19 protein-coding genes are annotated in these 20,940 nt (G+C 66.8%); all 19 read right to left on the reverse strand.

The genetic code is table 11. The features are described from left to right. Nucleotides 1–11: 11 nt before the first annotated feature. Nucleotides 12–1,172 carry a glutamine-hydrolyzing carbamoyl-phosphate synthase small subunit gene (gene carA / locus CXR29_RS09565; protein ID WP_127364402.1) on the reverse strand — a complete coding sequence of 387 codons (1,161 nt, stop codon included), beginning with the start codon at nucleotides 1,170–1,172 and terminating at the stop codon, nucleotides 12–14. Beyond that, nucleotides 1,169–1,663: a PH-like domain-containing protein gene (locus tag CXR29_RS09570; RefSeq protein WP_127364403.1), complete on the reverse strand. Its 495-nt coding sequence runs from the start codon at nucleotides 1,661–1,663 to the stop codon at nucleotides 1,169–1,171. The genes carA and CXR29_RS09570 overlap by 4 nt, the downstream gene beginning before the upstream one ends. Continuing rightward, complete coding sequence (locus CXR29_RS09575) at nucleotides 1,648–2,961, reverse strand: dihydroorotase (RefSeq protein WP_101593410.1); 1,314 nt, start codon at nucleotides 2,959–2,961, stop codon at nucleotides 1,648–1,650. The genes CXR29_RS09570 and CXR29_RS09575 overlap by 16 nt, the downstream gene beginning before the upstream one ends. Beyond that, a complete protein-coding gene (locus tag CXR29_RS09580) occupies nucleotides 2,954–3,934 on the reverse strand; it encodes an aspartate carbamoyltransferase catalytic subunit (RefSeq protein WP_101553466.1) in 981 nt (326 codons plus the stop codon). Before CXR29_RS09580 ends, CXR29_RS09575 begins: the two co-directional genes overlap by 8 nt. Beyond that, nucleotides 3,931–4,482 (reverse strand): bifunctional pyr operon transcriptional regulator/uracil phosphoribosyltransferase PyrR, encoded by a 552-nt coding sequence (gene pyrR / locus CXR29_RS09585; RefSeq protein WP_101553465.1) that lies wholly within the window; start codon nucleotides 4,480–4,482, stop codon nucleotides 3,931–3,933. The genes CXR29_RS09580 and pyrR overlap by 4 nt, the downstream gene beginning before the upstream one ends. A 108-nt stretch (nucleotides 4,483–4,590) precedes the next feature. After that, entirely contained in the window at nucleotides 4,591–5,001 is a 411-nt protein-coding gene (nusB, locus tag CXR29_RS09590) for a transcription antitermination factor NusB (RefSeq protein WP_101553464.1), read from the reverse strand. Further along, nucleotides 5,002–5,562, reverse strand: coding sequence for an elongation factor P (gene efp, locus CXR29_RS09595; RefSeq protein WP_025777834.1), 561 nt, complete (start codon nucleotides 5,560–5,562; stop codon nucleotides 5,002–5,004). It lies immediately after the preceding gene. A gap of 148 nt (nucleotides 5,563–5,710) precedes the next feature. Beyond that, nucleotides 5,711–6,832 carry a 3-dehydroquinate synthase gene (gene aroB, locus CXR29_RS09600; protein WP_127364404.1) on the reverse strand — a complete coding sequence of 374 codons (1,122 nt, stop codon included), beginning with the start codon at nucleotides 6,830–6,832 and terminating at the stop codon, nucleotides 5,711–5,713. A gap of 171 nt (nucleotides 6,833–7,003) precedes the next feature. Continuing rightward, complete coding sequence (locus CXR29_RS09605; protein ID WP_101553463.1) at nucleotides 7,004–7,642, reverse strand: shikimate kinase; 639 nt, start codon at nucleotides 7,640–7,642, stop codon at nucleotides 7,004–7,006. Further along, on the reverse strand, nucleotides 7,639–8,838 hold the full coding sequence (gene aroC, locus CXR29_RS09610) for a chorismate synthase (RefSeq protein WP_127364405.1): 1,200 nt from the start codon (nucleotides 8,836–8,838) through the stop codon (nucleotides 7,639–7,641). The genes CXR29_RS09605 and aroC overlap by 4 nt, the downstream gene beginning before the upstream one ends. A gap of 10 nt (nucleotides 8,839–8,848) precedes the next feature. After that, nucleotides 8,849–9,628 carry a prepilin peptidase gene (locus CXR29_RS09615; RefSeq protein ID WP_127364406.1) on the reverse strand — a complete coding sequence of 260 codons (780 nt, stop codon included), beginning with the start codon at nucleotides 9,626–9,628 and terminating at the stop codon, nucleotides 8,849–8,851. Nucleotides 9,629–9,641: 13 nt separating this feature from the next. Further along, on the reverse strand, nucleotides 9,642–10,544 hold the full coding sequence (locus CXR29_RS09620; protein ID WP_127364407.1) for a shikimate dehydrogenase family protein: 903 nt from the start codon (nucleotides 10,542–10,544) through the stop codon (nucleotides 9,642–9,644). A 3-nt stretch (nucleotides 10,545–10,547) separates the two neighbouring features. Beyond that, nucleotides 10,548–11,684, reverse strand: a complete 1,137-nt coding sequence (gene mltG, locus CXR29_RS09625) for an endolytic transglycosylase MltG (protein WP_127364408.1) — start codon at nucleotides 11,682–11,684, stop codon at nucleotides 10,548–10,550. Continuing rightward, nucleotides 11,681–12,157 (reverse strand): Holliday junction resolvase RuvX, encoded by a 477-nt coding sequence (gene ruvX / locus CXR29_RS09630; RefSeq protein ID WP_101553459.1) that lies wholly within the window; start codon nucleotides 12,155–12,157, stop codon nucleotides 11,681–11,683. The genes mltG and ruvX overlap by 4 nt, the downstream gene beginning before the upstream one ends. Next, nucleotides 12,154–14,808, reverse strand: a complete 2,655-nt coding sequence (gene alaS, locus CXR29_RS09635) for an alanine--tRNA ligase (protein ID WP_127364409.1) — start codon at nucleotides 14,806–14,808, stop codon at nucleotides 12,154–12,156. Before alaS ends, ruvX begins: the two co-directional genes overlap by 4 nt. Before the next feature lie 353 nt (nucleotides 14,809–15,161). After that, on the reverse strand, nucleotides 15,162–15,803 hold the full coding sequence (gene rpsD / locus CXR29_RS09640; RefSeq protein ID WP_373270422.1) for a 30S ribosomal protein S4: 642 nt from the start codon (nucleotides 15,801–15,803) through the stop codon (nucleotides 15,162–15,164). A gap of 283 nt (nucleotides 15,804–16,086) precedes the next feature. Further along, nucleotides 16,087–17,676, reverse strand: a complete 1,590-nt coding sequence (locus tag CXR29_RS09645) for a cation:proton antiporter family protein (RefSeq protein ID WP_127364410.1) — start codon at nucleotides 17,674–17,676, stop codon at nucleotides 16,087–16,089. Nucleotides 17,677–17,742: 66 nt separating this feature from the next. Next, nucleotides 17,743–19,146 (reverse strand): replication-associated recombination protein A, encoded by a 1,404-nt coding sequence (locus CXR29_RS09650; protein WP_127364411.1) that lies wholly within the window; start codon nucleotides 19,144–19,146, stop codon nucleotides 17,743–17,745. Beyond that, nucleotides 19,146–20,930: an aspartate--tRNA ligase gene (aspS, locus tag CXR29_RS09655; protein ID WP_127364412.1), complete on the reverse strand. Its 1,785-nt coding sequence runs from the start codon at nucleotides 20,928–20,930 to the stop codon at nucleotides 19,146–19,148. The genes CXR29_RS09650 and aspS overlap by 1 nt, the downstream gene beginning before the upstream one ends. Between the last annotated feature and the right edge of the window lie 10 nt (nucleotides 20,931–20,940).

Consider the following 20,940-nt stretch of genomic DNA (forward strand, 5'->3'; position numbering starts at 1 on the left):
GGGTGTTCTCCTTAGGCCTGGGCAGCCGAATCGGCCTGGGAAGCGGACATGAGGTCGACGAAGCGATCGAACAGGTAGCTCGAATCGTGCGGTCCGGCCGCGGCCTCGGGGTGGAATTGGACGGAGAAGGCGGGAATGTCGAGGCAGGCGAGTCCCTCGACGACATCGTCGTTGAGGCACACATGGGACACAGTGACCCGGCCGTAGTCGGCCTTGTGCGGGGCGATGGTCTCACCCGTCAGCGGAGCGTCGACGGCGAAGCCGTGGTTCTGCGAGGTGATCTCGACCTTGCCCGTGGTCCGATCCATCACGGGCACGTTGATGCCGCGGTGGCCGAAGGGCAGCTTATAGGTGCCGAAGCCCAGGGCCCGACCGAGCAGCTGGTTGCCGAAGCAGATGCCGAAGAACGGCATGCCCGCATCGAGCACGGCGCGCAGCAGTTCGACCTGGTCGTCTGCGGTGGCAGGGTCGCCGGGGCCGTTGGAGAAGAAGACTCCGTCGACGCCGAGGGCTCGGATCTGCTCGAAGCTGGTCGTCGACGGCAGCACATGGACGTCGATTCCGCGTTCCGACAGTCGCTCGGGGGTCATCGACTTGATGCCGAGGTCGACGGCGGCGACGCTGAACCTCTTCTCCCCGCGGGCGGGAACGAGGGTCGGTTCGGTGACCGAGACCTCGTCGACGAGATTGGCTCCGGCCATCTGCGGGGAGGCCTGGACACGGGCGAGGAGTTCGGACTCGGGCGCCTCGGCAGCGGGGCCGGAGAAGATGCCCACGCGCATGGCTCCCTTGTCGCGCAGATGTCGGGTCAGCGCGCGGGTGTCGACGTCGGAGATGCCGACGATCCCGGACTCGGTCAGCCAGTCGACGAGGTCGCCTTCGGACCGCCAGTTCGACGAGATCCGGGAGGCGTCGCGGACGACGTAGCCGGCCGCCCAGATCCGGGCGGATTCGTCATCGGTGCGGTTGACGCCGGTGTTGCCGATGTGCGGAGCGGCCTGGATGATGATCTGCCGGTGGTAGGACGGGTCGGTCAGCGTCTCCTGGTAGCCGGACATGGCGGTGACGAACACGGCCTCACCGGTGGTCTCGCCAAGTTGTCCGTAGGCGGATCCGTGGAAGGTCCGGCCGTCTTCGAGGACGAGGACGGCGGGGGTGGTGGAAAAGCTCATTGTGCCTCTTCGATCATTTCTCGGATGCGGTCGACGGTGGGGGTGGTGGATGCGGCGTAGCGGGCACGGAAGCCCGTATCGACGAGGGTGTCGCCGAGATGCCAGGTGATGCGGATGATGCCTCCGCGTTCGACGAATTTGCCGATCATCCCGTTCGTGGTGTCCACGGAGACGATGTCGCGGCGCGGGATGAGGAAGTCCTCGCGTCCGGCCAGGTCCATGATCACTCCCCCGTCGGTGACGACGAGTTCCCCGGTGGTGCGGATGCCCAGGCCGTGGACGGCGACGCGTTCGAGCGGATGGCCAGCTTTCGTCGTCGACACATAGGAGCCTTCGACGGGTTCGGCGACGGCTTTGATGCCCATATGGGGCTTCGGCGGGATGACGACTTCCGCCTGGGCCTGTTTGCGTCGGCTCCATCCCCAGGCGATCGCGACGATCACGATGACGATGACTGCGGCGACGATGAGTGTGCCTACTGTTGTGTCCATGTTGCTCCTGCCGGGTGGGGTGTGGTCAGTGCCCCTGCGGCCAAGACCCGGTGGCCGTAGAAGAAGGTGTCGGTGACCTGCGTGGTCACTTCGACGCCGGCGAAGGGGTTGTTCCGTCCCTTCGTGGCGTGGTCGGCGGGTTCGATGCGGTGCGGTGCGGCCGGGTCGACGAGGACGATGTTCGCGCTCGCCCCGACTTCGAGGCTGCCGTGCCCGGAGGCTCCGGTGATCCGAGCCGGGGCCGACGACATCACACGGGCCACATCGCCGAAGTCGAAGTCGTGGTCGGCCATGGCGGCGACGACGATGGACAGCGCGGATTCCATGCCGACCATGCCCATGGCCGCGGCGGTCCATTCGCTGCACTTGTGTTCGGCGGTGTGCGGGGCGTGGTCGGTGCCGACGACGTCGATCGTGCCGTCCGCCAGGGCAGTCCGCAGCGCCTGGACGTCACGGTCGGTGCGCAGCGGCGGGTTGACCTTGTACACGGGGTCGAAGGTGCGTACGAGTTCGTCGGTGAGCATGAGATGGTGCGGTGTCACCTCGGCGGTCACGGCGATCCCCCGGGCCTTGGCCCAGCGGACGAGGTCGACGCTGCCGGCGGTGGAGACGTGGCAGATGTGCAGCCGGGATCCGACGTGTTCGGCCAGGAGCACATCACGGGCGATGATCGATTCCTCGGCGACGGCGGGCCAGCCGGGCAGTCCGAGTTCGGCCGAGACCGTTCCCTCGTTCATCTGTGCGCCCTCGGTCAGGCGCGGTTCCTGTGCGTGCTGGGCGATAATCCCGCCGAAGGTCTTGACGTATTCGAGGGCGCGGCGCATGAGCAGCGGATCGGAGACGCAGATGCCGTCATCGGAGAACATGCGCACGCGGGCACCCGAACGTGCCATGGCGCCCAATTCGGCGAGCTGACGGCCCTCGAGGCCGGTGGTCACGGCGCCGACGGGCACGACTTCGGTGAATCCGGACGAGCGGCCGAGGCGGTGGACCTGTTCGACGACTCCTGCCGTGTCGGCCACGGGCGCGGTGTTGGCCATGGCGTGGACGCAGGTGTAGCCGCCCGACGCCGCCGATCGGGACCCTGTGAGCACGGTCTCGGCGTCCTCTTTGCCGGGTTCGCGCAGGTGGGTGTGCATGTCGACGAGGCCGGGCAGAGCCACGAGGCCCGCAGCGTCGACGATCTCGTGGTCGCCTGTGCCCAGAAGCTCGGGGTCGACGATGCGTCCGTGACGGATCGCGATATCGGCGACGCCGCGGCCGAGGACGTCGGCGCCGCGGATGAGGTAATCAGTCATTGGTCTCCTCCTGACCGGTCAGCAGACGGTAGAGGACCGCCATGCGCACGCTCACTCCGTTCTCGACCTGGTCGAGAACGAGGGCGCGGGGTGAGTCCGCTGCGGCAGCGGAGATCTCGAAACCGCGGTTCATGGGACCCGGGTGCATGATGAAGGTCGAGGCCGGCAGTGTGGCCAGCCGGGCCGCGCTCAGTCCCCACAAGCGGGCGTATTCGCGTTCGTTGGGGAAGAAGGACTCGTGCATCCGCTCGTGCTGGACCCGCAGCATCATCACGGCGGCGAAGTCCACCGCGCTCAGGGCCGAATCGAAGTCGAAGTGGACGGTCACCGGCCAGTCGTCGACTCCCCACGGCAGCAGGGTGGGCGGGGCGATGAGGTGGACATCCGCGCCGAGGCGGGCGAGCAGGTGCACGTTCGACCGGGCCACACGGGAATGCAGGATATCCCCGACGATGGCGACCTTCGCTCCGTCGAGTCCCTGACCGCGCGGTCCCCCGGCCACCGGCCCCGAGGCGGGGACTCCGGCCAGTGCCCGACGCAGGGTGAACGCGTCGAGCAGCGCCTGGGTGGGATGTTCGTGGGTGCCGTCGCCGGCGTTGACGACGGGGACGTCGATCCACCCGGTGTGGGCGAGACGATGGGCCGTGCCGGCTCCGGGATGGCGGACGACGATGGCATCGGCGCCCATCGCCGAGATCGTCTGGATCGTGTCCTGGAGGCTTTCGCCCTTCGAAACGGAGGAGCCCTTGGCGGAGAAGTTGAGCACATCGGCCGAAAGCCGTTTGGCCGCGGCTTCGAAGGACAGGCGGGTGCGTGTGGAGTCCTCGAAGAAGAGGTTGACCACCGTGCGTCCGCGCAGCACGGGCAGCTTCTTGACTTCGCGTTCGGAGACCAGCGTCATCTCCTCGGCGATGTCGAGGATGCCGATGGCGTCGTCTCGGCTGAGCGTCGCGGTGTCGAGCAGATGCTTCATTCCCGGCCTCCCGAGATGCTCACGGAGTCGTCTCCGTCGATTTCGGTCAGACAGACGTTGACGCGTTCACTGCTCGAGGTCGGCAGGTTCTTGCCGACATGGTCGGCACGGATCGGCAGGTCCCGGTGGCCGCGGTCGACGAGGACGGCGAGCCGGACCTTGGCGGGCCGGCCGACATCGGCGAGGGCATCGAGGGCGGCACGGATGGTGCGTCCGGAGAAGAGCACATCGTCGACGAGGACGACGGTCTTCGCATCGATTCCCGCACTCGGGATGGTGGTGGGTTCGGGCGCCCGGTAGGAGCCGCCTCGCAGATCGTCGCGGTACATCGTGATGTCGAGGCTGCCGGAGAGTTCGGCAGCGGCCTCGGGATTCCCGGAGATCGAGGCGATCGCCTCGGCGAGTCGGTGGGCGAGCGGGACTCCGCGGCGCGGAATGCCGAGGAGCACGAGGTCGTCGCTGCCCTTGTTGGATTCGATGATCTCATGGGCGATCCGGGTGATCGCCCGCGAGATATCGGGGGCGTCCAGCACTGTTCGCTGTGTCATATTTCCCCTTCTCCGCCTCTCTGGACGGTGGTTAAAGGAGTGCTTCGATTCGATTGTAGACCCGGTGGGAAGCCCACCGGCGGGCGGGTCCGAAGTGCGGACCCGCCGTCAGATGAGTGTCGGTTTGACGTCGAGGATGCGGGAGAGCAGCCCCGAGACGAAACCGGGAGAGTCATCGGTGGAGAACTGTCTGGCCAGTGACACGGCTTCGTCGATGGCCACCTTGTCGGGGACCTCGTCGTTGAACAGCATCTCCCAGGTTCCGATCTCGAGCAGAGACCGGTCGACGGCCGGCATCCGGTCCAGGGTCCAGCCTTCTGAGTAGGTGGAGATGATCTCATCGATCTCCGCGTGCTTCTCGGTGATGCCCGTGACGATCTCGACCGCGTATTCCTTCATCGGGTAGTCGGGATCGTTCGACCGCAGGGTGACGAGTTCGTCCATGGCCAGTCGACGCTGCCCGGCTTCGAAGAGCAGCTCGAGAGCCCGGCGACGGGCTCGGGTACGTGCGGAGGCCACTTACTTGACGCGACCGAGGTAGTCGCCGCTGCGGGTGTCGACCTTGACCTTCACGCCCTCTTCGAGGAACAGGGGCACCTGGATCTCGTAGCCGGTCTCGAGAGTCGCCGGCTTCGATCCGCCGGTCGAACGGTCGCCCTGGAGTCCGGGTTCGGTGTGGGTGATGGTCAGCTCGACCGAGGGCGGCAGCTCCACCGACAGCGGGGTGCCTTCGTGGAAGGAGATCTGCAGATCCTGGTTCTCGAGCATGTAGTTCGCGGCATCGCCGACGAGCTCTGCGGAGATGTTGACCTGGTCGTAGTCCTTGGCGTCCATGAACACGTAGTCGGTGCCGTCATGGTAGAGGTACTGCATATCGCGACGGTCGACATTCGCGGTCTCGACCTTGGTTCCGGCGTTGAAGGTCTTGTCGATGATCTTGCCGGAGATGACGTTCTTCAGCTTGGTGCGGACGAAGGCCGGTCCTTTTCCGGGCTTGACGTGCTGGAATTCGAGCACCTGCCACAGCTGGTTGTCGAGGTTGAGCACAAGGCCGTTCTTCAGGTCGTTCGTTGTCGCCACTAATTCGTCCTTCTTCGGTTCAGTCCTGATCACCGAATGGTGATCGCAGTCGGCACGGCGCGCCGCCCAGCCCCGCGGTTCGGGGTCGACGAATGCGCCACTGGGCAAGTCTAGCAAGCTTCAGCGGGACGCTTCCATTTGGGCGGGGTCAGTCGAGGCCGAGTCCGATGCCGAGGGGAACCGTCGGCGAATCCTCACCGATCTCCTGGTAGGCGGTGAAGAGGATGGAGGCATCGGGGATCTCGACGGTGCTCGGTTCGCCGATGTCGCTGAGCAGCACCATCCGCAGCATCGCTCCGCGGGCCTTCTTGTCTCTCTTCATCGTCTCGAGCAGCTGCGGCCAGACGTCGGAGCGGTACCCCACGGGCAGCCCGAGCTTGCCGAGCAGTTCGCGGTGGAGGTCGACGACTTCGTAGGGCAGGCTCTTGATCATCGACGCCACCTCGGCGGCGAAGACCATGCCCACCGACACGGCGGCACCGTGGCGCCACTGGTAGCGCTCCTTGTGTTCGATCGCATGGCCGAGGGTGTGACCGTAGTTGAGTATCTCCCGACGTCCGGATTCCTTGAAGTCTCCGGAGACGACCTCGGCCTTGACCCGGATGGAGCGTTCGATGAGCTCGCGCAGCACGGGTCCGTGCACATCGGCGATCTCGTCCTTGGAATGGTTCGCCAAGAGGTCGAGGATCGCGGGGTCGGCGATGAATCCGGTCTTGACCACCTCGGCGAGTCCGGTGAACAGTTCGTTCTCCGGCAGGGTCCCGAGCGTGTCGAGGTCGACGAGGACCCCGGCGGGTGCGTGGAAGGAGCCGACGAGGTTCTTGCCTTCGGCGGTGTTGATTCCGGTCTTGCCGCCGACGGAGGCATCGACCATTCCGAGGACGGTGGTGGGGATGTGGATGACCGTGATTCCGCGCAGCCAGGTGGCGGCGACGAATCCGCCGAGATCGCTCACCGCTCCCCCGCCGACGGTGACGATCGCGTCGGTGCGGGTGAAGTCGGACTGGCCGAGGACCTGCCAGCAGAATGCGGCGACCTGGACGTGCTTGGCCTCTTCGGCGTCGGGGATCTCCGCGGCCACGGCTTCGAGGCCGGCGGCGGCGAGGTCGTCGCGGACGGTCTCACCGGTCGTCCGCAGGGCGCGGGGGTGGATGACGAGGACCTTCTCGACGCGGTTGCCGAGCAGCTCGGGCAGTTCGCCGAGCAGTCCCTGGCCGACGAGGACGGGGTAGTTCCCGCCGGCGTCCACATTGATGCGTGTGAGGCTCATTCGTCCGTCTTCCTGATCGTTCATCGTCTTCTCTCAAGGCTCGGCCGCCCGGTGAGTGCTCGGAGTCGAGGCACGGCTTCCGTGGCCCGGATCCAGCCTAGCTCTCACCGGTGCCCGGCGGCGAAACGGGTGACCGATGTGGTCGCAGACGTCTCACCGCCGGGGCTGTGCTCAGCGCTGTTGACCGGAGCCGTCGTCGTCGGGATCGGCGTACTTCGCGTACTCTTCGGCTCGCTGCAGACCGGTGAGGACGTCGACGACTCGGTTGACCACCGTCGACGGCGGTGAGTTCGACGCTTGGACCCGGAAGGTCGCGACCTGTTCGTAGAGCGGTTCGCGTTCGCTGACCAGGGCCAGCCAGTTCTCCACCGGGCTTCCGGCGCCACGCAGCAGGGGCCGGTGCGGGGCGGTCAGTCGCTGTGCCACGGTGTCGACATCGATATCGATGTGCACGACTTTGATCGCCGGGTGTCGCAGCTGGGCACGGGTGCCGGGGTTGAGGATCGCTCCTCCGCCCAGGGAGACGATGCCCGGACGATCGAGCAGACGACGCAGTGCTCTGCGCACGACTTCGCGTTCGATGCGTCGGAAGTGATCTTCGCCGCGTTCGACGAAGATCTCCGAGATGACCCCGTACTTGTCGACGATGTTCGCGTCCGTGTCCGTCAGCGGCAGGCCGAGCCGGTCGGCGAGCAGCCGACCGATCGTCGACTTCCCTGCCGCCGGCGGACCGGAGAGCACGATGCGCGAGAGCGCGGCGGGGACCGGTTCCAGGGGCGGGACCGGTTTGGGCAGCGGGGGGTGGTTCATCGTCCGATGCGGAGGTTCTCCGGAATGGCCGCGACATAGGCGTCCAGGTTCCGCTTCGTCTCGGCAACGGAGTCTCCGCCGAACTTCTCGACGACCGCCTCGGCGAGCACGAGGGCCACCATGGCTTCGGCGACGACGCCGGAGGCGGGCACCGCGCAGACGTCGGAGCGCTGATGATTCGCCTTCGCGGCTTCACCGGTCTCGACGTCGACCGTCGCCAGGGCGCGCGGAACTGTCGCGATCGGCTTCATTCCCGCCCGCACGCGCAGCGGTCCGCCCGTGGACATGCCGCCTTCGGTGCCGCCGGCGCGATTGCTCGTGCGGCGGAATCCGTCGGGTCCGACGTCCAGTTCGTCATGGGCTCGCGAGCCGGGACGCTTCGTGGTGAGGAATCCGTCTCCGACCTCGACTCCCTTGATCGCCTGGATGCCCATGAGGGCGCCGGCCAGGCGGGAGTCGAGACGACGGTCCCAATGCACATGGGAGCCCAGCCCCGGAGGCAGGTCGTAGGCGAGGACCTCGACGACTCCGCCGAGGGTGTCCCCGGCCTTCTTCGCCGCGTCGATCTCGGTGACCATCGCGGCCGAGAGGTCTGCGTCGAAGCAGCGGACCGGATCGGCGTCCAGGGCGTCGACATCGGCTGCGGTCGGCAGTGCGGGCAGGGCATCGGCTGAGTGTTCGGCACCGCCGATGGCCACGGTGTGGGAGACGAGGGTGATGCCCAGTTCGGCGAGGAAGTTCGCCGCCACGGTGCCCAGCGCCACACGCATCGCGGTCTCACGTGCCGAGGCGCGCTCCAACACGGGACGGGCCTCATCGAAGCCGTACTTCTGCATCCCGACGATATCGGCATGCCCCGGACGCGGCCGGGTCAGCGGGGCGTTGCGGGCCAGTCCTTCGAGTTCGGAGGCGTCGACGGGGTCCGGGCTCATCACGGACTCCCATTTCGGCCATTCGGTGTTGCCGACCTCGATGGCCACGGGCGAGCCCAAGGTCTGCCCGTGTCGGACACCGCCGAGGAGACGCACCTCGTCGGCTTCGAACTTCATCCGTGCACCGCGGCCATAGCCGAGTCGGCGCCGAGCCAAGCTCGCACGAATATCGTCCCTGGTGATCGGTACATGGGCGGGAAGCCCTTCAATGATCCCGGTCAGCGCTTCGCCGTGGGATTCGCCTGCAGTCAGCCATCTCAACATTCCACCGATTCTACAAAAGTATTGGGGCGAACAGGCACCCGAGCCACATGCCGGAAAGCATCGCCGGTCCGAAGGCGATGGTCACCCCGCGGACCCGACCGGCTCGGACCGCAGCGATGAGCGCCCAGATCCCGCTGATGAGCATCATGGCGGCCAGCACGAGCGCGGGCGCCCACGGATCGAAGAGACCGGGCACGGCGAAGACGATGAACGCGAGCTTGACGTCCCCGAGCCCCATCGACCGAACCCGCAGCACACGCCCCACCAGGTGCAGTGCCGTGAAGAAGACGAGGGCGAGGAGTCCGGCGAAGAATGCTGAGAACCACATCGGCAGGTCTCCGAGCACGGAGCCTGTGATGATGAGCCCCAGGGCCAGCAGCGACAGCGGGATAACGATCCGATCAGGCAGTCTGCGTAGGCTGACATCCGCGGTGGCGAGGAACGGTGTGGCGCCGGAGACGAGGCCCAGCAGCAGGGCGGAGACGATGCGGTCGGCCGAGTTCGGCTCGGCCGGGGTGAACGTCGTCCCGCTCAGCGGCGCATATGCGCTCCACCCCGTCTCCGGTGGTGCGAGCACCGTGAGGGTGAAGACGACGGCGGCGACTGCGGCGATGACGAGTCCGACCACCAGCGGTCCCGGCCCTCGAGCCCATCTGGAGGCGTGCCACCGGTGCAGGTGTGCTGAGTCGTTGAGCCAGGTCTGCGGAGTTGCCGCGAGGATGAGCCCGCCGGCCAGAGCGGTCAGCACCGTGAGCCCGACAGTCATCGCGTGCAGCACTCCGGTGTCCATCGCGATCCCCGGTTCAGTCCCGGACCCGGGCGGGTGGGCTCTCGAGTGCTGCGTACATGGCCGACGCGACCCGCGCAGTCAGGTCGTCTGCCGCCGGCAGGTTGTCCGACGTCGATGCGTCATCGGCCCTGGCCGCTGCGAGGAACATCTCGAACTGGGCGACCGCCTGTTCGACGAGCATGGCGGTTCCGGCGACGGGGCGCAGGCCGTGCGCGGCGGCCGCGGCGAGGAACGTCGAATCGGCGGCGTAGGCGACGTCGAGGGCGATGGCACCGGGGGCGAAGGCATCATCCCAGACCGGGTCGGGAGCCGCCTCGGCGGGCAGGGTGGAGATGACGATCGCCGAGGGACCGATCCGGCTCAGATCCCCCACCGAGGCGGTCAGTCCGATCCGTTCGGCCAGATCGAGGACCCGCCGGGCACGGTCCGGGTTGCGGACGCGGAAGTCCACGTGTGCGATCCCGAGGTCGCGGCAGGCCACGAGCGCCGAGGCGGCCGTGGCCCCGGCGCCGAGGATCGTCGCCCGACCGGCTCCCGCACCACCGGCCCCGGCCGGTCCCGATTCTCTGTGTGGGGCGATCGCCCGCACGATGCCGCGCACGTCGGTGTTCGCCACCTGCACCCGGTTGCTGCGCCGGATGAGGGTGTTGCCGGCCGCTGTCAGTGCCGCCGTTTCGTCGATGTCCCATCCGCGAACGGCGGCGAGTGTGACGAGACGGTCCTTCAACGGCATCGTCAGCGAGAACCCGATGTGCTCGGGATGGGAGTCGAGGAACCCTTCGAGCTCGTCGGCTGCGAGTTCGAATCGCGAGTATTCGCTGGACTCCATGTTCAGCGCCGCGAAGGCGGCACGGTGGAGCAGCGGGGACTTCGAATGGGCGATCGGCGAACCGAGCACTGCGGCGAGGATCCTCACCGGCTATCCGTTGTCCTTCCTGTGCTCGCGCAGCCATTTGCGGTAGATCTCGACGTTCTTCTTGTGATCCTCGTAGTTGTCGGCGAACTTCGTCTCCCCCGTGTCCGGATTCGTCGCGACGAAGAACTGCCAATCGCCGTCGGCGGGTTCGAGCGCAGCTTCGACCGCTCCCTGGCTCGGCGAGTTGATGGGCCCGGGAGGCAGGCCCTTCTTCTTGTACGTGTTGTACGGCGAGTCCGACTGGCGTTCCTCCTCCGTCGTCGTCAGGTCGGAGCGGGCGCCGTGGATATAGGCCACGGTCGCATCCGATTGGAGCAGCCCCCCGGTCTTCGATTTCTCGGAGATGCGGTTGAGGAAGGTCCTGGCCACCTTCGATCGCACCTCGGGATCTCCCGGGGATTCCTTCTCCACGAGGCTGGCCAGGGTGAGGATGCGGTTGGCGTCCTTGCCCTCGATTCCCAGTTCGTCGAGTTCGGTCTCGGTCTTGTCGACCATCTCCTGGACGATGTCCTCGGCGGTCTTCTGCTTGTTCAGGTCGTACGTCGCCGGGTACAGGTAGCCTTCGAGGCTCGGGGCCTCGATATCGAGTCCGTATTCCTTCGGGGTCTTGTCGTCGACGGCTTTGTCGACCTCATCGGCGTCCATCCCCGACTCGATCATGATCGCCTTGATCTCTTCGACCTGTTTGCCTTCGGCGACCGTGATCTTCGGCGGGGCTATGGGGTTGATGAGCGCTTCGACCGCGGCCTCCGAACTCATCTTCTCCCGCATCGTCCAGGTTCCTGCCTGGATGGTCGCCTCACGGCGTTCGATCTCGTCGAGGAAGGGTTTGGAATTCATGATCACCCCGGCTTCGACGAGCTGGTTGGCCACGGTGCGGGCGGAGGAGCCGGGAGCGATCTCGATCGAGACCTCGTTCGTGCCCTGACCCTCGTAGTCGCCCTTGGGGCCGAACAGGTCGTCGACGACTCCCCCGGCCGCGCGCACACCGAAGAATCCTCCGATGCCGAAGACGAGGATGCAGATGATCACGATCGTCGCCGTCCGCCGCCGACGCAGCATTCTGCGCCGCTTCTTCGCGCGGACTTCCGCGCGGGTCAGTCCTTCGTCGGACGAGAACTCTTCGGTGATGGGGCTCATACGTCGTACTCCTCGTCGGGCATCTCACGGCCGGCGGGAACACCGGTGTTGTGTTCGTACTCGAGGGCGTTCTGGAGGATGATCACGGCGGCCTGGGCGTCGACGATCTCGCGTCGCTGGCGTGATGACTTCCCGGCCGCGGCGAGGGCGTGGTGGGCTTCGACCGTGGTGAAGCGCTCATCGACGAGCCGGACAGGAGTGCCGGTGGCCCCGGCGACCCGACGGGCGAACTCCAACGCCGAGGCGGCTGCGGCCCGGGCGGCGCCGTCGAGGGATTTCGGGTCCCCCACCAGAAGTTCGATGGGTTCGTATTCGTCGACGATGGCACGCAGCTGACCCAGCGCCGCCGGTTCGTCGCTGCGTCGGACGACGGTCAGCGGCGTGGCCAGGATCCCGTCAGGGTCGCAGGAGGCGACGCCGATCCGCACGGAACCGATGTCGAGACCCAGCCGGCGACCTCGTCGGAAACTCACTGGATGGCTGCCTTGACCGCCGCGATGGCCGACGGGATCGCCGCGGGGTTGCTGCCGCCGCCCTGGGCGAGGTCGGGCTTGCCGCCGCCTCCGCCGCCGAGTTCACCGCAGGCCAGAGACACGAGTCTGCCGGCCTGCAGGCCGGCGGCGCGGGCCGCCTCGGTGGTGGCGATGACGACGACGGGCTTGCCGCTGCTGACGCCGATGCCGACGATCACGGCCTGACGGTCGGCGACCCGGTTGCGCAGGTCGGTGACCAGTGTGCGGATGTCTCCGGCATTGGCGATATCGCCGAGTTCGGCCTGGACGAAGAGCGTCCGGCCCACGGTCTGTGCCTCGTCGAGGAACTTGCCCGAAGAGGCGAGCAGCTGTTGGGCGTTGAGCCGGGCGATCTCCTTCTCTGCGTCCTTGAGCCGGCTCATCAGGTCGGACACGCGCGCGGTGACGTCGGTGCCGGGGACCTTGAGCATCTCCGACAGGGAGGACACGATGGTCCTCTCGGCGGCCAGGGACCGGAAGGCGTCCATGCCGACGGCGGCTTCGATGCGCCGGACTCCGGAGCCGACGGAGGCTTCGGAGAGCACGGAGATCGGGCCGACTTCGGCGGAGGCTCCGACGTGGGTGCCGCCGCAGAGTTCGCGCGAGAACGGCCCGCCGATGTCGACGACGCGCACGACGTTCGGGTACTTCTCGCCGAAGAGCGCCATGGCACCGGACTTCTTCGCATCGTCGAAGGACATGTATTCGGTGCCGACGTCGTAGTTCGAGCGCACCGCAAGGTTCGCCACCTCTTCGATCTCGGACCGCATCTGCGTGCTCGGGGCTTCGGGGAACGAGTAGTCGAAGCGCATGTAGCCGGGCTGGTTGAGCGAACCGGCCTGCACGGCATGGCTGCCGAGGATCTCGCGCAGCGCGGCGTGGACGAGGTGAGTGGCGGTGTGGGCCTGGGCACCTTGGAAGCGGTGGTCGTGGTCGACGGCGGCGAGCACCTCGTCGCCGACGCGCAGTTCTCCGTCGATGACCTCGACCCGGTGAGCCGGCAGTCCCTTGACCGGGTTCTGCACATCGCTGACCCGCGCGGTGAAGCCGTGGCCGGAGATGAGTCCGACGTCGGCGCGCTGGCCGCCGGCCTCGGCGTAGAAGGGCGTCAGGTCGAGAACGACGTCACCGCTCTGGCCTGTGGTGAGCACCTCGGCGGCGACTCCGTCGACAACGATGCCGCGCACACGGGAGTCGGCTTCGAGACGGTCGTAGCCGACGAATTCGCTGGCGCCTTCGTCGAGCAGTGCCGAATAGGCCGACAGGTCGGTGTGGCCGCCGCCCTTCTTCGCCTTGGCATCGGCCTTGGCGCGGGTGCGCTGCTCACTCATCAGTTCGCGGAACCCGGCTTCGTCGACGTTGAGTCCGGCTTCGGACGCCATTTCGAGGGTGAGGTCGATGGGGAACCCGTGGGTGTCGTGAAGGGCGAAGGCGATGTCTCCGCTGATGGTCTTGTCTCCACCGCCCAGGGACTGTGCGGCATTGGCGAACAGCTGGGTGCCGGATTCGAGGGTCCGCAGGAACGCCTTCTCCTCGGCGAAGGCGACCCGGGAGATCCGGTCGAAGTCGGTTTCGAGCTCCGGGTAGGACAGCTTCATGGCCTGCATGGACACGGGCAGCAGCTCGGGCAGGACTTCTTCCTTGACGCCGAGCAGACGCATGGCGCGCACGGCGCGGCGCAGCAGCCGGCGGAGGATGTAGCCGCGGCCCTCATTGCCGGGACGGACTCCGTCGCCGATGATGATCAGGGCCGAACGGACGTGGTCGGCGACGACGCGCAGCTGCACATCGGCGTGCTCGTCCTCGCCATAGCTGCGCCCGGCCAGGCGGCTGGCGGCCTCGATGACGGGGAAGACCTCGTCGATCTCGTACATGTTCTCCACGCCCTGGAGCAGGAAAGCGACACGTTCGAGTCCCATACCGGTGTCGATGTTCTTCGCAGGCAGGTCGCCGGCGATGTCGAAGTCGACCTTCGAACGGACCTCGGAGAGTTCGAACTCCATGAACACGAGGTTCCAGATCTCGATGTAGCGGTCCTCGTCGGCTACGGGTCCGCCGTCGACACCGTAGGCGGGGCCGCGGTCGAAGTAGATCTCGGAGCAGTAGCCGCCGGGGCCGGGCTGGCCGGTGTGCCAGAAGTTGTCTTCGTTGTCGCGCAGCTGGATGCGCTCACGGGGAACGGAGGTCTCCTCCAGCCACATGTCGATGGTCTCTGCATCGTCCTCGTGCACCGTCGCCCACAGCAGCTCCGGGTCGAAGCCGAGCCCGCCCTCGGCGACGGGGGTCGTCAGCAGTCCCCAGGCGAACTTGATGGCGTCGCGCTTGAAGTAGTCGCCGAAGGAGAAGTTGCCGTTCATCTGGAAGAAGGTGCCGTGGCGGGTCGTCTTGCCGACCTCTTCGATGTCTCCGGTGCGCACACACTTCTGCACGCTGGTGGCCCGGTCGAACGGGGCAGGCTCACGACCGGTGAGGTACGGGATGAACTGGACCATTCCCGCGATATTGAACAGGATGGACGGATCGGAGCTGATCACCGACGCCGAGGGGACCACGGTGTGCCCGTTCGCTTCGAAGTAGTCCAACCAGCGTTGTTTGATCTCTGCCGTCTTCAATCCAAGGCCTTTCGCGTATTGCCTGTGCATCGCCGGGCGGATGAGCCCGACGCGACACTTACTCGTGCGTACCCGCACTTAACAGGGACTAGTTTAATGGGTCGATCGCAATATGCGATGTGGCGCGGCGTGCCGTGAAATCCGGTCCCGGACTGCACCGCCCTCATTCCGCTTCGGCGCCTTTCGGCTGAATAGCCCATTTGAGAATGAATAGCCCATGTTTGAAACTGGGCTGCTCACCTCAAACTGGGCCGCAGCCAAATCAGCGGGCGCGGCGTGCCGTGAATACACGACTGCCCGGAACCGTGCGGTCCCGGGCAGTCGCGGCGGCGCGATGCGCTGTGTTCAGCAGATCAGCGCGAGTAGAACTCGACGACGAGCTGCACGTCACAGGTGATCGGCACCTCTTCGCGCTTCGGGGTGCGCAGCAAGGTTGCCTGCAGGCCCTCGAGGTTCACGTTGAGGTAGCCCGGCGTTGCGGGCAGGACGTCCTTGTGACCACCGGCGGCGGCGACCTGGAACGGATCCATCGAAGCCGAACGCTCGTGCACCTGGATGGTCTGGCCTTCCTTCACGCGGAAGGAGGGACGGTCCACGCGCTGTCCGTCGACAGTGATGTGACGGTGGACGACGAACTGACGGGCCTGGGCCATGGTGCGGGCGAAGCCCGAACGCAGGACGAGGGCGTCGAGGCGCGATTCGAGGAGCTCGACCATCGTCTCACCGGTCAGACCGGGCAGACGGTTGGCTTCCTTGTAGGTCTTGAGCATCTGGGCCTCGCGGATGCCGTACTGCGCGCGCAGACGCTGCTTCTCCTTGAGGCGGACCGAGTAGTCGCTGTCGTTGCGACGACGGGCGCGACCGTGCTCACCTGGAGGGTACGGGCGACGCTCGAAGTACTTCTCGGCCTTGGGTGTCAGAGCAATGCCGAGGGCGCGCGAGAGGCGCGTCATGCGGCGATTACGTGCTGGTGCTGGCACTGTATTACCTTTCATCAATGAGTTCTGTCACGATGGGCCCGGCAGGGTTCTCGCCCCGAAACGCGACTGTTGTTTCCCCGGATGGGAAAGAGGGATTGAGCGTCGAGATCCGCTCGCACCGACCGCCTTTAGGGTGCAGGCACAACAGCTGTCTATCTTACCGGGTCCATGTCGACCGCCGCAAAGCGGAGCGGCGCCTCCCCGGCTGTGATCTTCCCGACTTCATTCGGACGGCGCGCCCCGGGCGATCGAGCGGTCCGCGCTCACTTCGGTCACTGCCGGCAGCCTTCTCCGTCGGTCATTGCCGGCAGCCGTCTTCGTGACTATCGATGGCGGCATCGGCCACGGCGGCTCCGGACCCGCCGTAGATGTTGATGACCGCGTGGACCCCGGCACGAACGAAATGTTCGGCCTGATCGGGGCGTTGGACAACCGCGGCGATGGTCCCGGGGAACCCGGCGATGCGCAGCTGCTCGAGGGCGAAGGTGTTCGAATCGTGCAGCGCCATGGCCAGAACGACGGTGTGTGCGCTGCCGCCGACGACGAGGCGGTGCCAGAACTCGTGGTCGGTGGCATCGCCTTCGAGCACCGTGAACCCGTCGGCGCGCAGAGCCTCGACGACGGTGAGGTCGTTGTCGATGCCGATGACGCTGCGGTCGCCGCGTTCGACGAAGCGCTCGTAGGCCCCGCGGCCGATGCGGCCCATGCCGAGGACGACGACTTCCGCGTCCCCGGTGTCCAACGGCCGGTCACTCGCCCGCAGCCGGGCCTCGTTCTCATCCGGCAGAATCGCATCGAGCTTCGCCACGATCGGAAGGCTGTAGGCATTGGCCAGGGAGGAGCCGATCATACCCAGGGCCACGGCGAGGGCGATGGTGGTCAGCCAATTGTCTTCGAAGAGTCCGCTGTCGACGCCGACGGCGACGACGATGAGTGCGAACTCGGAGAAGTTGCTCAGAGCCAGGCTGGTACGCACGCTGGTGCGGTTGCGCAGACCGAAGAGCCGACCCATGAGGTAGAAGCTCACGAAGTTGAACGGCAGCAGCACGACGCACAGGGCCAGCGCCATGAGCAGATCCGACCAGGTGGGAACCGCGTGGAGCCCGATGACGACGAAGAATCCGACGAGGAAGAGCTCCTTGACGCTGAACAGCGACTTCGACAACTCCACGGCCCGCGGGTGGGTGGAGAAGAGAAGTCCGAGCACCAGCGCTCCGAGGTCGCCGTGGATGCCGACTGATTCGAAGGCGACATAGCCGGGCCCCAAGGCCATGACGACGCCGAAGAGGACGAGCAGCTCACCGCGTCCGACGCGGTCGAGGATCCGTCGCAGCACCCAGACGGCCGGGACGATCAGAACGAGCGCGAAGGCCCATGGACTCGGGGGCTCTTCGCCTGCGATCGAGATGAAGGCCACCGCAGCGAGGTCCTGGAGGACGAGGATCGCGATGGCGATCTGACCGTAGTACGACCCGTCGTCGGAGCGGTCTTCGAGCACCTTGACCACGAGCACCGTGGAGGAGAACGAGAGGGCGAATCCGAGCAGAGCCAAGGTGCCCAGTCCCCCGCCGACACTGACGATGCCGATGGCGGCGGCCGCTCCGATCGTCCCGGCACCGAGGAGGACCACCGTGACCATGTGCAGCGCGGCAGTGCCGTGGGCTTCGGGCTGGAGAAGGGAGCGCAGATCGAATTTCAGTCCGATCGTGAACAGCAGCAGGACAACTCCGATGTCCGATACCTGCTGCAGTCCCGCGAAGGCGGTGAAGCCGAAGACGTGCAGGAGGAATCCGGCCGCGAGGAATCCGACCAACGGCGGGATGCGCAGCTCATGGGCGATGAGTCCCAGCGCCAGCGCGGCGGCGATGGTGATGACGATGTCTGCCATGCCGTCCTCCTCGCTCGGCGCCGCCCGCGATGATTCAGCCCGTCACCGCGTCTGTCACCTAAGTTATCAGGGCCGCAGGAGTCGCCGGAGGTTCTCGAGCCTCTCAGTCATGGACCGTTCCATCCCGTTGCCCGTCGGAGTGTAGTAGCGCTTCCCGCGCAGGGTCTCCGGCAGATACTCCTGATCGGCGACCCCGTGCGGATAGTCGTGCGAGTATTTGTAGCCTTCGCCGTGACCGATTTCCTTCGCCCCCGGGTAGTGGGCGTCGCGCAGGTGCATGGGCACCTGTCCGGCGAGTCCGTTCTTCACATCGGCGATCGCAGCATCCAGGGCTCGGTAGCTGGCATTCGATTTCGGTGCCAGCGCCAAATAGGTGACCGCCTCGGCGAGGGGGATCCGTCCTTCGGGCATGCCGATGTTGGCAACCGCGGTCGAGGCGGCCACGGCGATCGGCAGCGCCTGCGGGTCGGCCATGCCGATGTCTTCGGCCGCGGAGATGACGACTCGGCGGGCGATGAAGCGCGGGTCCTCACCGGCGACGATCATCCGCGCGAGATAGTGCAGGGCTGCGTCGACGTCGGAGCCGCGGATGGATTTGATGAACGCGGAGACCACGTCGTAGTGCTGGTCGCCGTTCCTGTCATAGCGCAGAACGGTTTCGCTGCTCGCCTCCGCGCAGGCGGATTCGGTGATCGAGATCGGTTCGTCGCCCGACTCCTCCGACTGCGCGGCGGCGATTCCGGCGGCGGCTTCGAGGACGGTCAGTGACCGCCGGGCGTCGGCTCCGGCGATGCGGACGATGAAGTTCCGGGCCTCCTCGGTGAGGGTGAACTGTCCGGCCAGCCCACGATCGGATTCGACGGCACGATCGAGCAGATTGCCGACCGCCTCGTCGTCGAGAGGACGCAGGGTGAGCATGAGCGACCGCGACAGCAGAGGCGAGATGACGGAGAACGACGGGTTCTCCGTGGTTGCGGCCACGAGCACGACGAGCCGATTCTCCACGGCCGGCAGCAGGGCATCCTGCTGAGCCTTGGAGAAGCGGTGGATCTCGTCGAGGAACAGGACTGTCGTGCGTGAGTACATCTCCCGCTCGCGGCGGGCGTTCTCGATCACCTGGCGCACGTCCTTGACGCCCGCGGTGATCGCGGAGAGTTCGACGAAGGTGCGGCCCGGGGCATGGGAGATGACATGGGCCAGCGTGGTCTTCCCGACTCCGGGCGGACCCCACAGGATCACCGAGGAGGCTCCCGCCCGGTCTCCCCCGCTGGCTTCGACGAGCTGGTTGAGCGGGGAACCGGGGAAGGTCAGATGCTCCTGGCCGACGACCTCGGCCAGTGTCCGCGGACGCATCCGCACGGCCAACGGATCCAAGGCCCGCCCCGAGGAGGCCCCGGAGGAACCGGCGAAGCCCGGACCAGGCGAATCCTGGTCCGGGCCGTCGGAGAACAGATTGGGTTCTTGGCTCATCAGGCCTCGGCGTCGTCGTCTTCCGGTTCGAAGTCGACTCCGGCCTCGGCACGCTGGGCGTCGGTGATCGGGGCCGGTGCCTGCGTCAGCGGATCGAATCCGCCGCCGGACTTCGGGAAGGCGATGACCTCACGGATCGAGTCGACCCCGGCCAGCAGGGACACGATGCGGTCCCAGCCGAAGGCGATGCCGCCGTGCGGAGGTGCACCGAATTTGAAGGCTTCGAGGAGGAAGCCGAACTTCTCCTCGGCTTCTTCTTCGGAGATGCCCATGATCGAAAAGACGCGCTCCTGCACATCCTTGCGGTGGATGCGGATCGATCCTCCGCCGATCTCGTTGCCGTTGCACACGATGTCGTAGGCGTAGGCCAGAGCGGCACCCGGATCCTCTTCGAGGGTGTCGAGGAATTCGGGCTTCGGTGCGGTGAAGGCGTGGTGGACGGCCGTCCACGCTCCGCCGCCGACGGCGACGTCGCCGGCTGCCTGAGCCTCGGCGGCCGACTCGAACAGGGGCGCGTCGACGACCCACACGAAGGCCCAGTCGCCGTCCTTGATCAGGCCGGTGCGGGCCGCGATCTCGTTGCGGGCGGCGCCGAGGAGGGCGCGGGAGGAGTTCGCCTCACCGGCGGCGAAGAAGATCGCGTCGCCCGGCTGTGCACCGGCCGCCTCGGCGAGTCCTGCCTTCTCCTCATCGGAGATGTTCTTGGCCACCGGACCGGACAGGGTTCCGTCTTCGCCGATGAGCACGTAGGCCAGACCCTTCGCCCCGCGCTGCTTGGCCCAGTCCTGCCAGCCGTCGAGCTGACGACGCGGCAGCGATCCGCCGCCGGGATAGACGACGGAGCCGACATAAGGCGACTGGAAGACGCGGAACGGCGTGTCCTGGAAGAACTCGGTGAGGTTGTGCAGTTCGAGTCCGAAGCGCAGGTCCGGCTTGTCCGAACCGTAGCGCTCCATCGCCTCGTGGTAGGTGATGTGCGGGATCGGCGTGGTGATGTCGTATCCGATGAGCTTCCACAGCGCGGTGAGGATCTCTTCGGCCAGGGCGATGATGTCCTCCTGCTCGACGAAGGAGGCTTCGATGTCGAGCTGAGTGAACTCGGGCTGGCGGTCGGCGCGGAAGTCCTCATCGCGGTAGCAGCGCGCGATCTGGTAGTAGCGTTCCATGCCGGCGACCTGGAGCAGCTGCTTGAACAGCTGCGGCGACTGCGGCAGGGCGTACCAGGAGCCCGGCTTCAGCCGAGCTGGGACGAGGAAGTCACGGGCACCTTCCGGAGTGGACTTCGTCAGGGTCGGGGTCTCGACCTCGACGAAACTGTGGGCGTCGAGGACGGACCGTGCGGCCTTGTTGACATCGGAGCGCAGGCGGATCGTCTTGGCCGGGCCCGAACGGCGCAGGTCGAGGTACCGGTAGCGCAGGCGGGTCTCCTCGCCCACGGCTCCGGAGTCCTCGGCGTGGTCGGAGACCTGGAACGGCAGGGCCGCCGCTTCGGAGAGCACCTCGACGGTGGTGTCGATGACCTCGATCTCGCCGGTGGGCAGGTTCGGGTTCGTGTTGCCCTCGGGGCGGACCGACACGGTGCCCGTGGCCTTGACGACGGTTTCGTTGCGCAGCTGGTGGGCATCGTCCTCCCGGACGACGACCTGCACGATTCCCGAAGCGTCACGCAGATCGATGAAGGCGACACCTCCGTGATCGCGACGACGATCGACCCACCCGGTGAGGGTGACGGTTTCTCCTGCGTTCGCGGCTCGCAGGCTTCCGGCTTCGTGGCTTCGCAGCACCTAGGGCTCC

Source organism: Brevibacterium linens, from assembly GCF_003999335.1.
GTDB classification, from domain to species: domain Bacteria; phylum Actinomycetota; class Actinomycetes; order Actinomycetales; family Brevibacteriaceae; genus Brevibacterium; species Brevibacterium linens.

What these genes read in the sequence shown, in the direction of transcription:
- CXR29_RS09575 (WP_101593410.1), bottom strand. Translation starts at nt 2,961, where the DNA reads ATGACTGATTACCTCATCCGCGGCGCCGACGTCCTCGGCCGCGGCGTC.
- aroB (WP_127364404.1), bottom strand. Translation starts at nt 6,832, where the DNA reads ATGAGCCTCACACGCATCAATGTGGACGCCGGCGGGAACTACCCCGTC.
- CXR29_RS09615 (WP_127364406.1), bottom strand. Translation starts at nt 9,628, where the DNA reads ATGGACACCGGAGTGCTGCACGCGATGACTGTCGGGCTCACGGTGCTG.
- CXR29_RS09570 (WP_127364403.1), bottom strand. Translation starts at nt 1,663, where the DNA reads ATGGACACAACAGTAGGCACACTCATCGTCGCCGCAGTCATCGTCATC.
- CXR29_RS09650 (WP_127364411.1), bottom strand. Translation starts at nt 19,146, where the DNA reads ATGAGCCAAGAACCCAATCTGTTCTCCGACGGCCCGGACCAGGATTCG.
- CXR29_RS09605 (WP_101553463.1), bottom strand. Translation starts at nt 7,642, where the DNA reads ATGAACCACCCCCCGCTGCCCAAACCGGTCCCGCCCCTGGAACCGGTC.
- CXR29_RS09645 (WP_127364410.1), bottom strand. Translation starts at nt 17,676, where the DNA reads ATGGCAGACATCGTCATCACCATCGCCGCCGCGCTGGCGCTGGGACTC.
- rpsD (WP_373270422.1), bottom strand. Translation starts at nt 15,803, where the DNA reads ATGAAAGGTAATACAGTGCCAGCACCAGCACGTAATCGCCGCATGACG.
- mltG (WP_127364408.1), bottom strand. Translation starts at nt 11,684, where the DNA reads ATGAGCCCCATCACCGAAGAGTTCTCGTCCGACGAAGGACTGACCCGC.
- CXR29_RS09580 (WP_101553466.1), bottom strand. Translation starts at nt 3,934, where the DNA reads ATGAAGCATCTGCTCGACACCGCGACGCTCAGCCGAGACGACGCCATC.
- carA (WP_127364402.1), bottom strand. Translation starts at nt 1,172, where the DNA reads ATGAGCTTTTCCACCACCCCCGCCGTCCTCGTCCTCGAAGACGGCCGG.
- aroC (WP_127364405.1), bottom strand. Translation starts at nt 8,838, where the DNA reads ATGTTGAGATGGCTGACTGCAGGCGAATCCCACGGCGAAGCGCTGACC.
- pyrR (WP_101553465.1), bottom strand. Translation starts at nt 4,482, where the DNA reads ATGACACAGCGAACAGTGCTGGACGCCCCCGATATCTCGCGGGCGATC.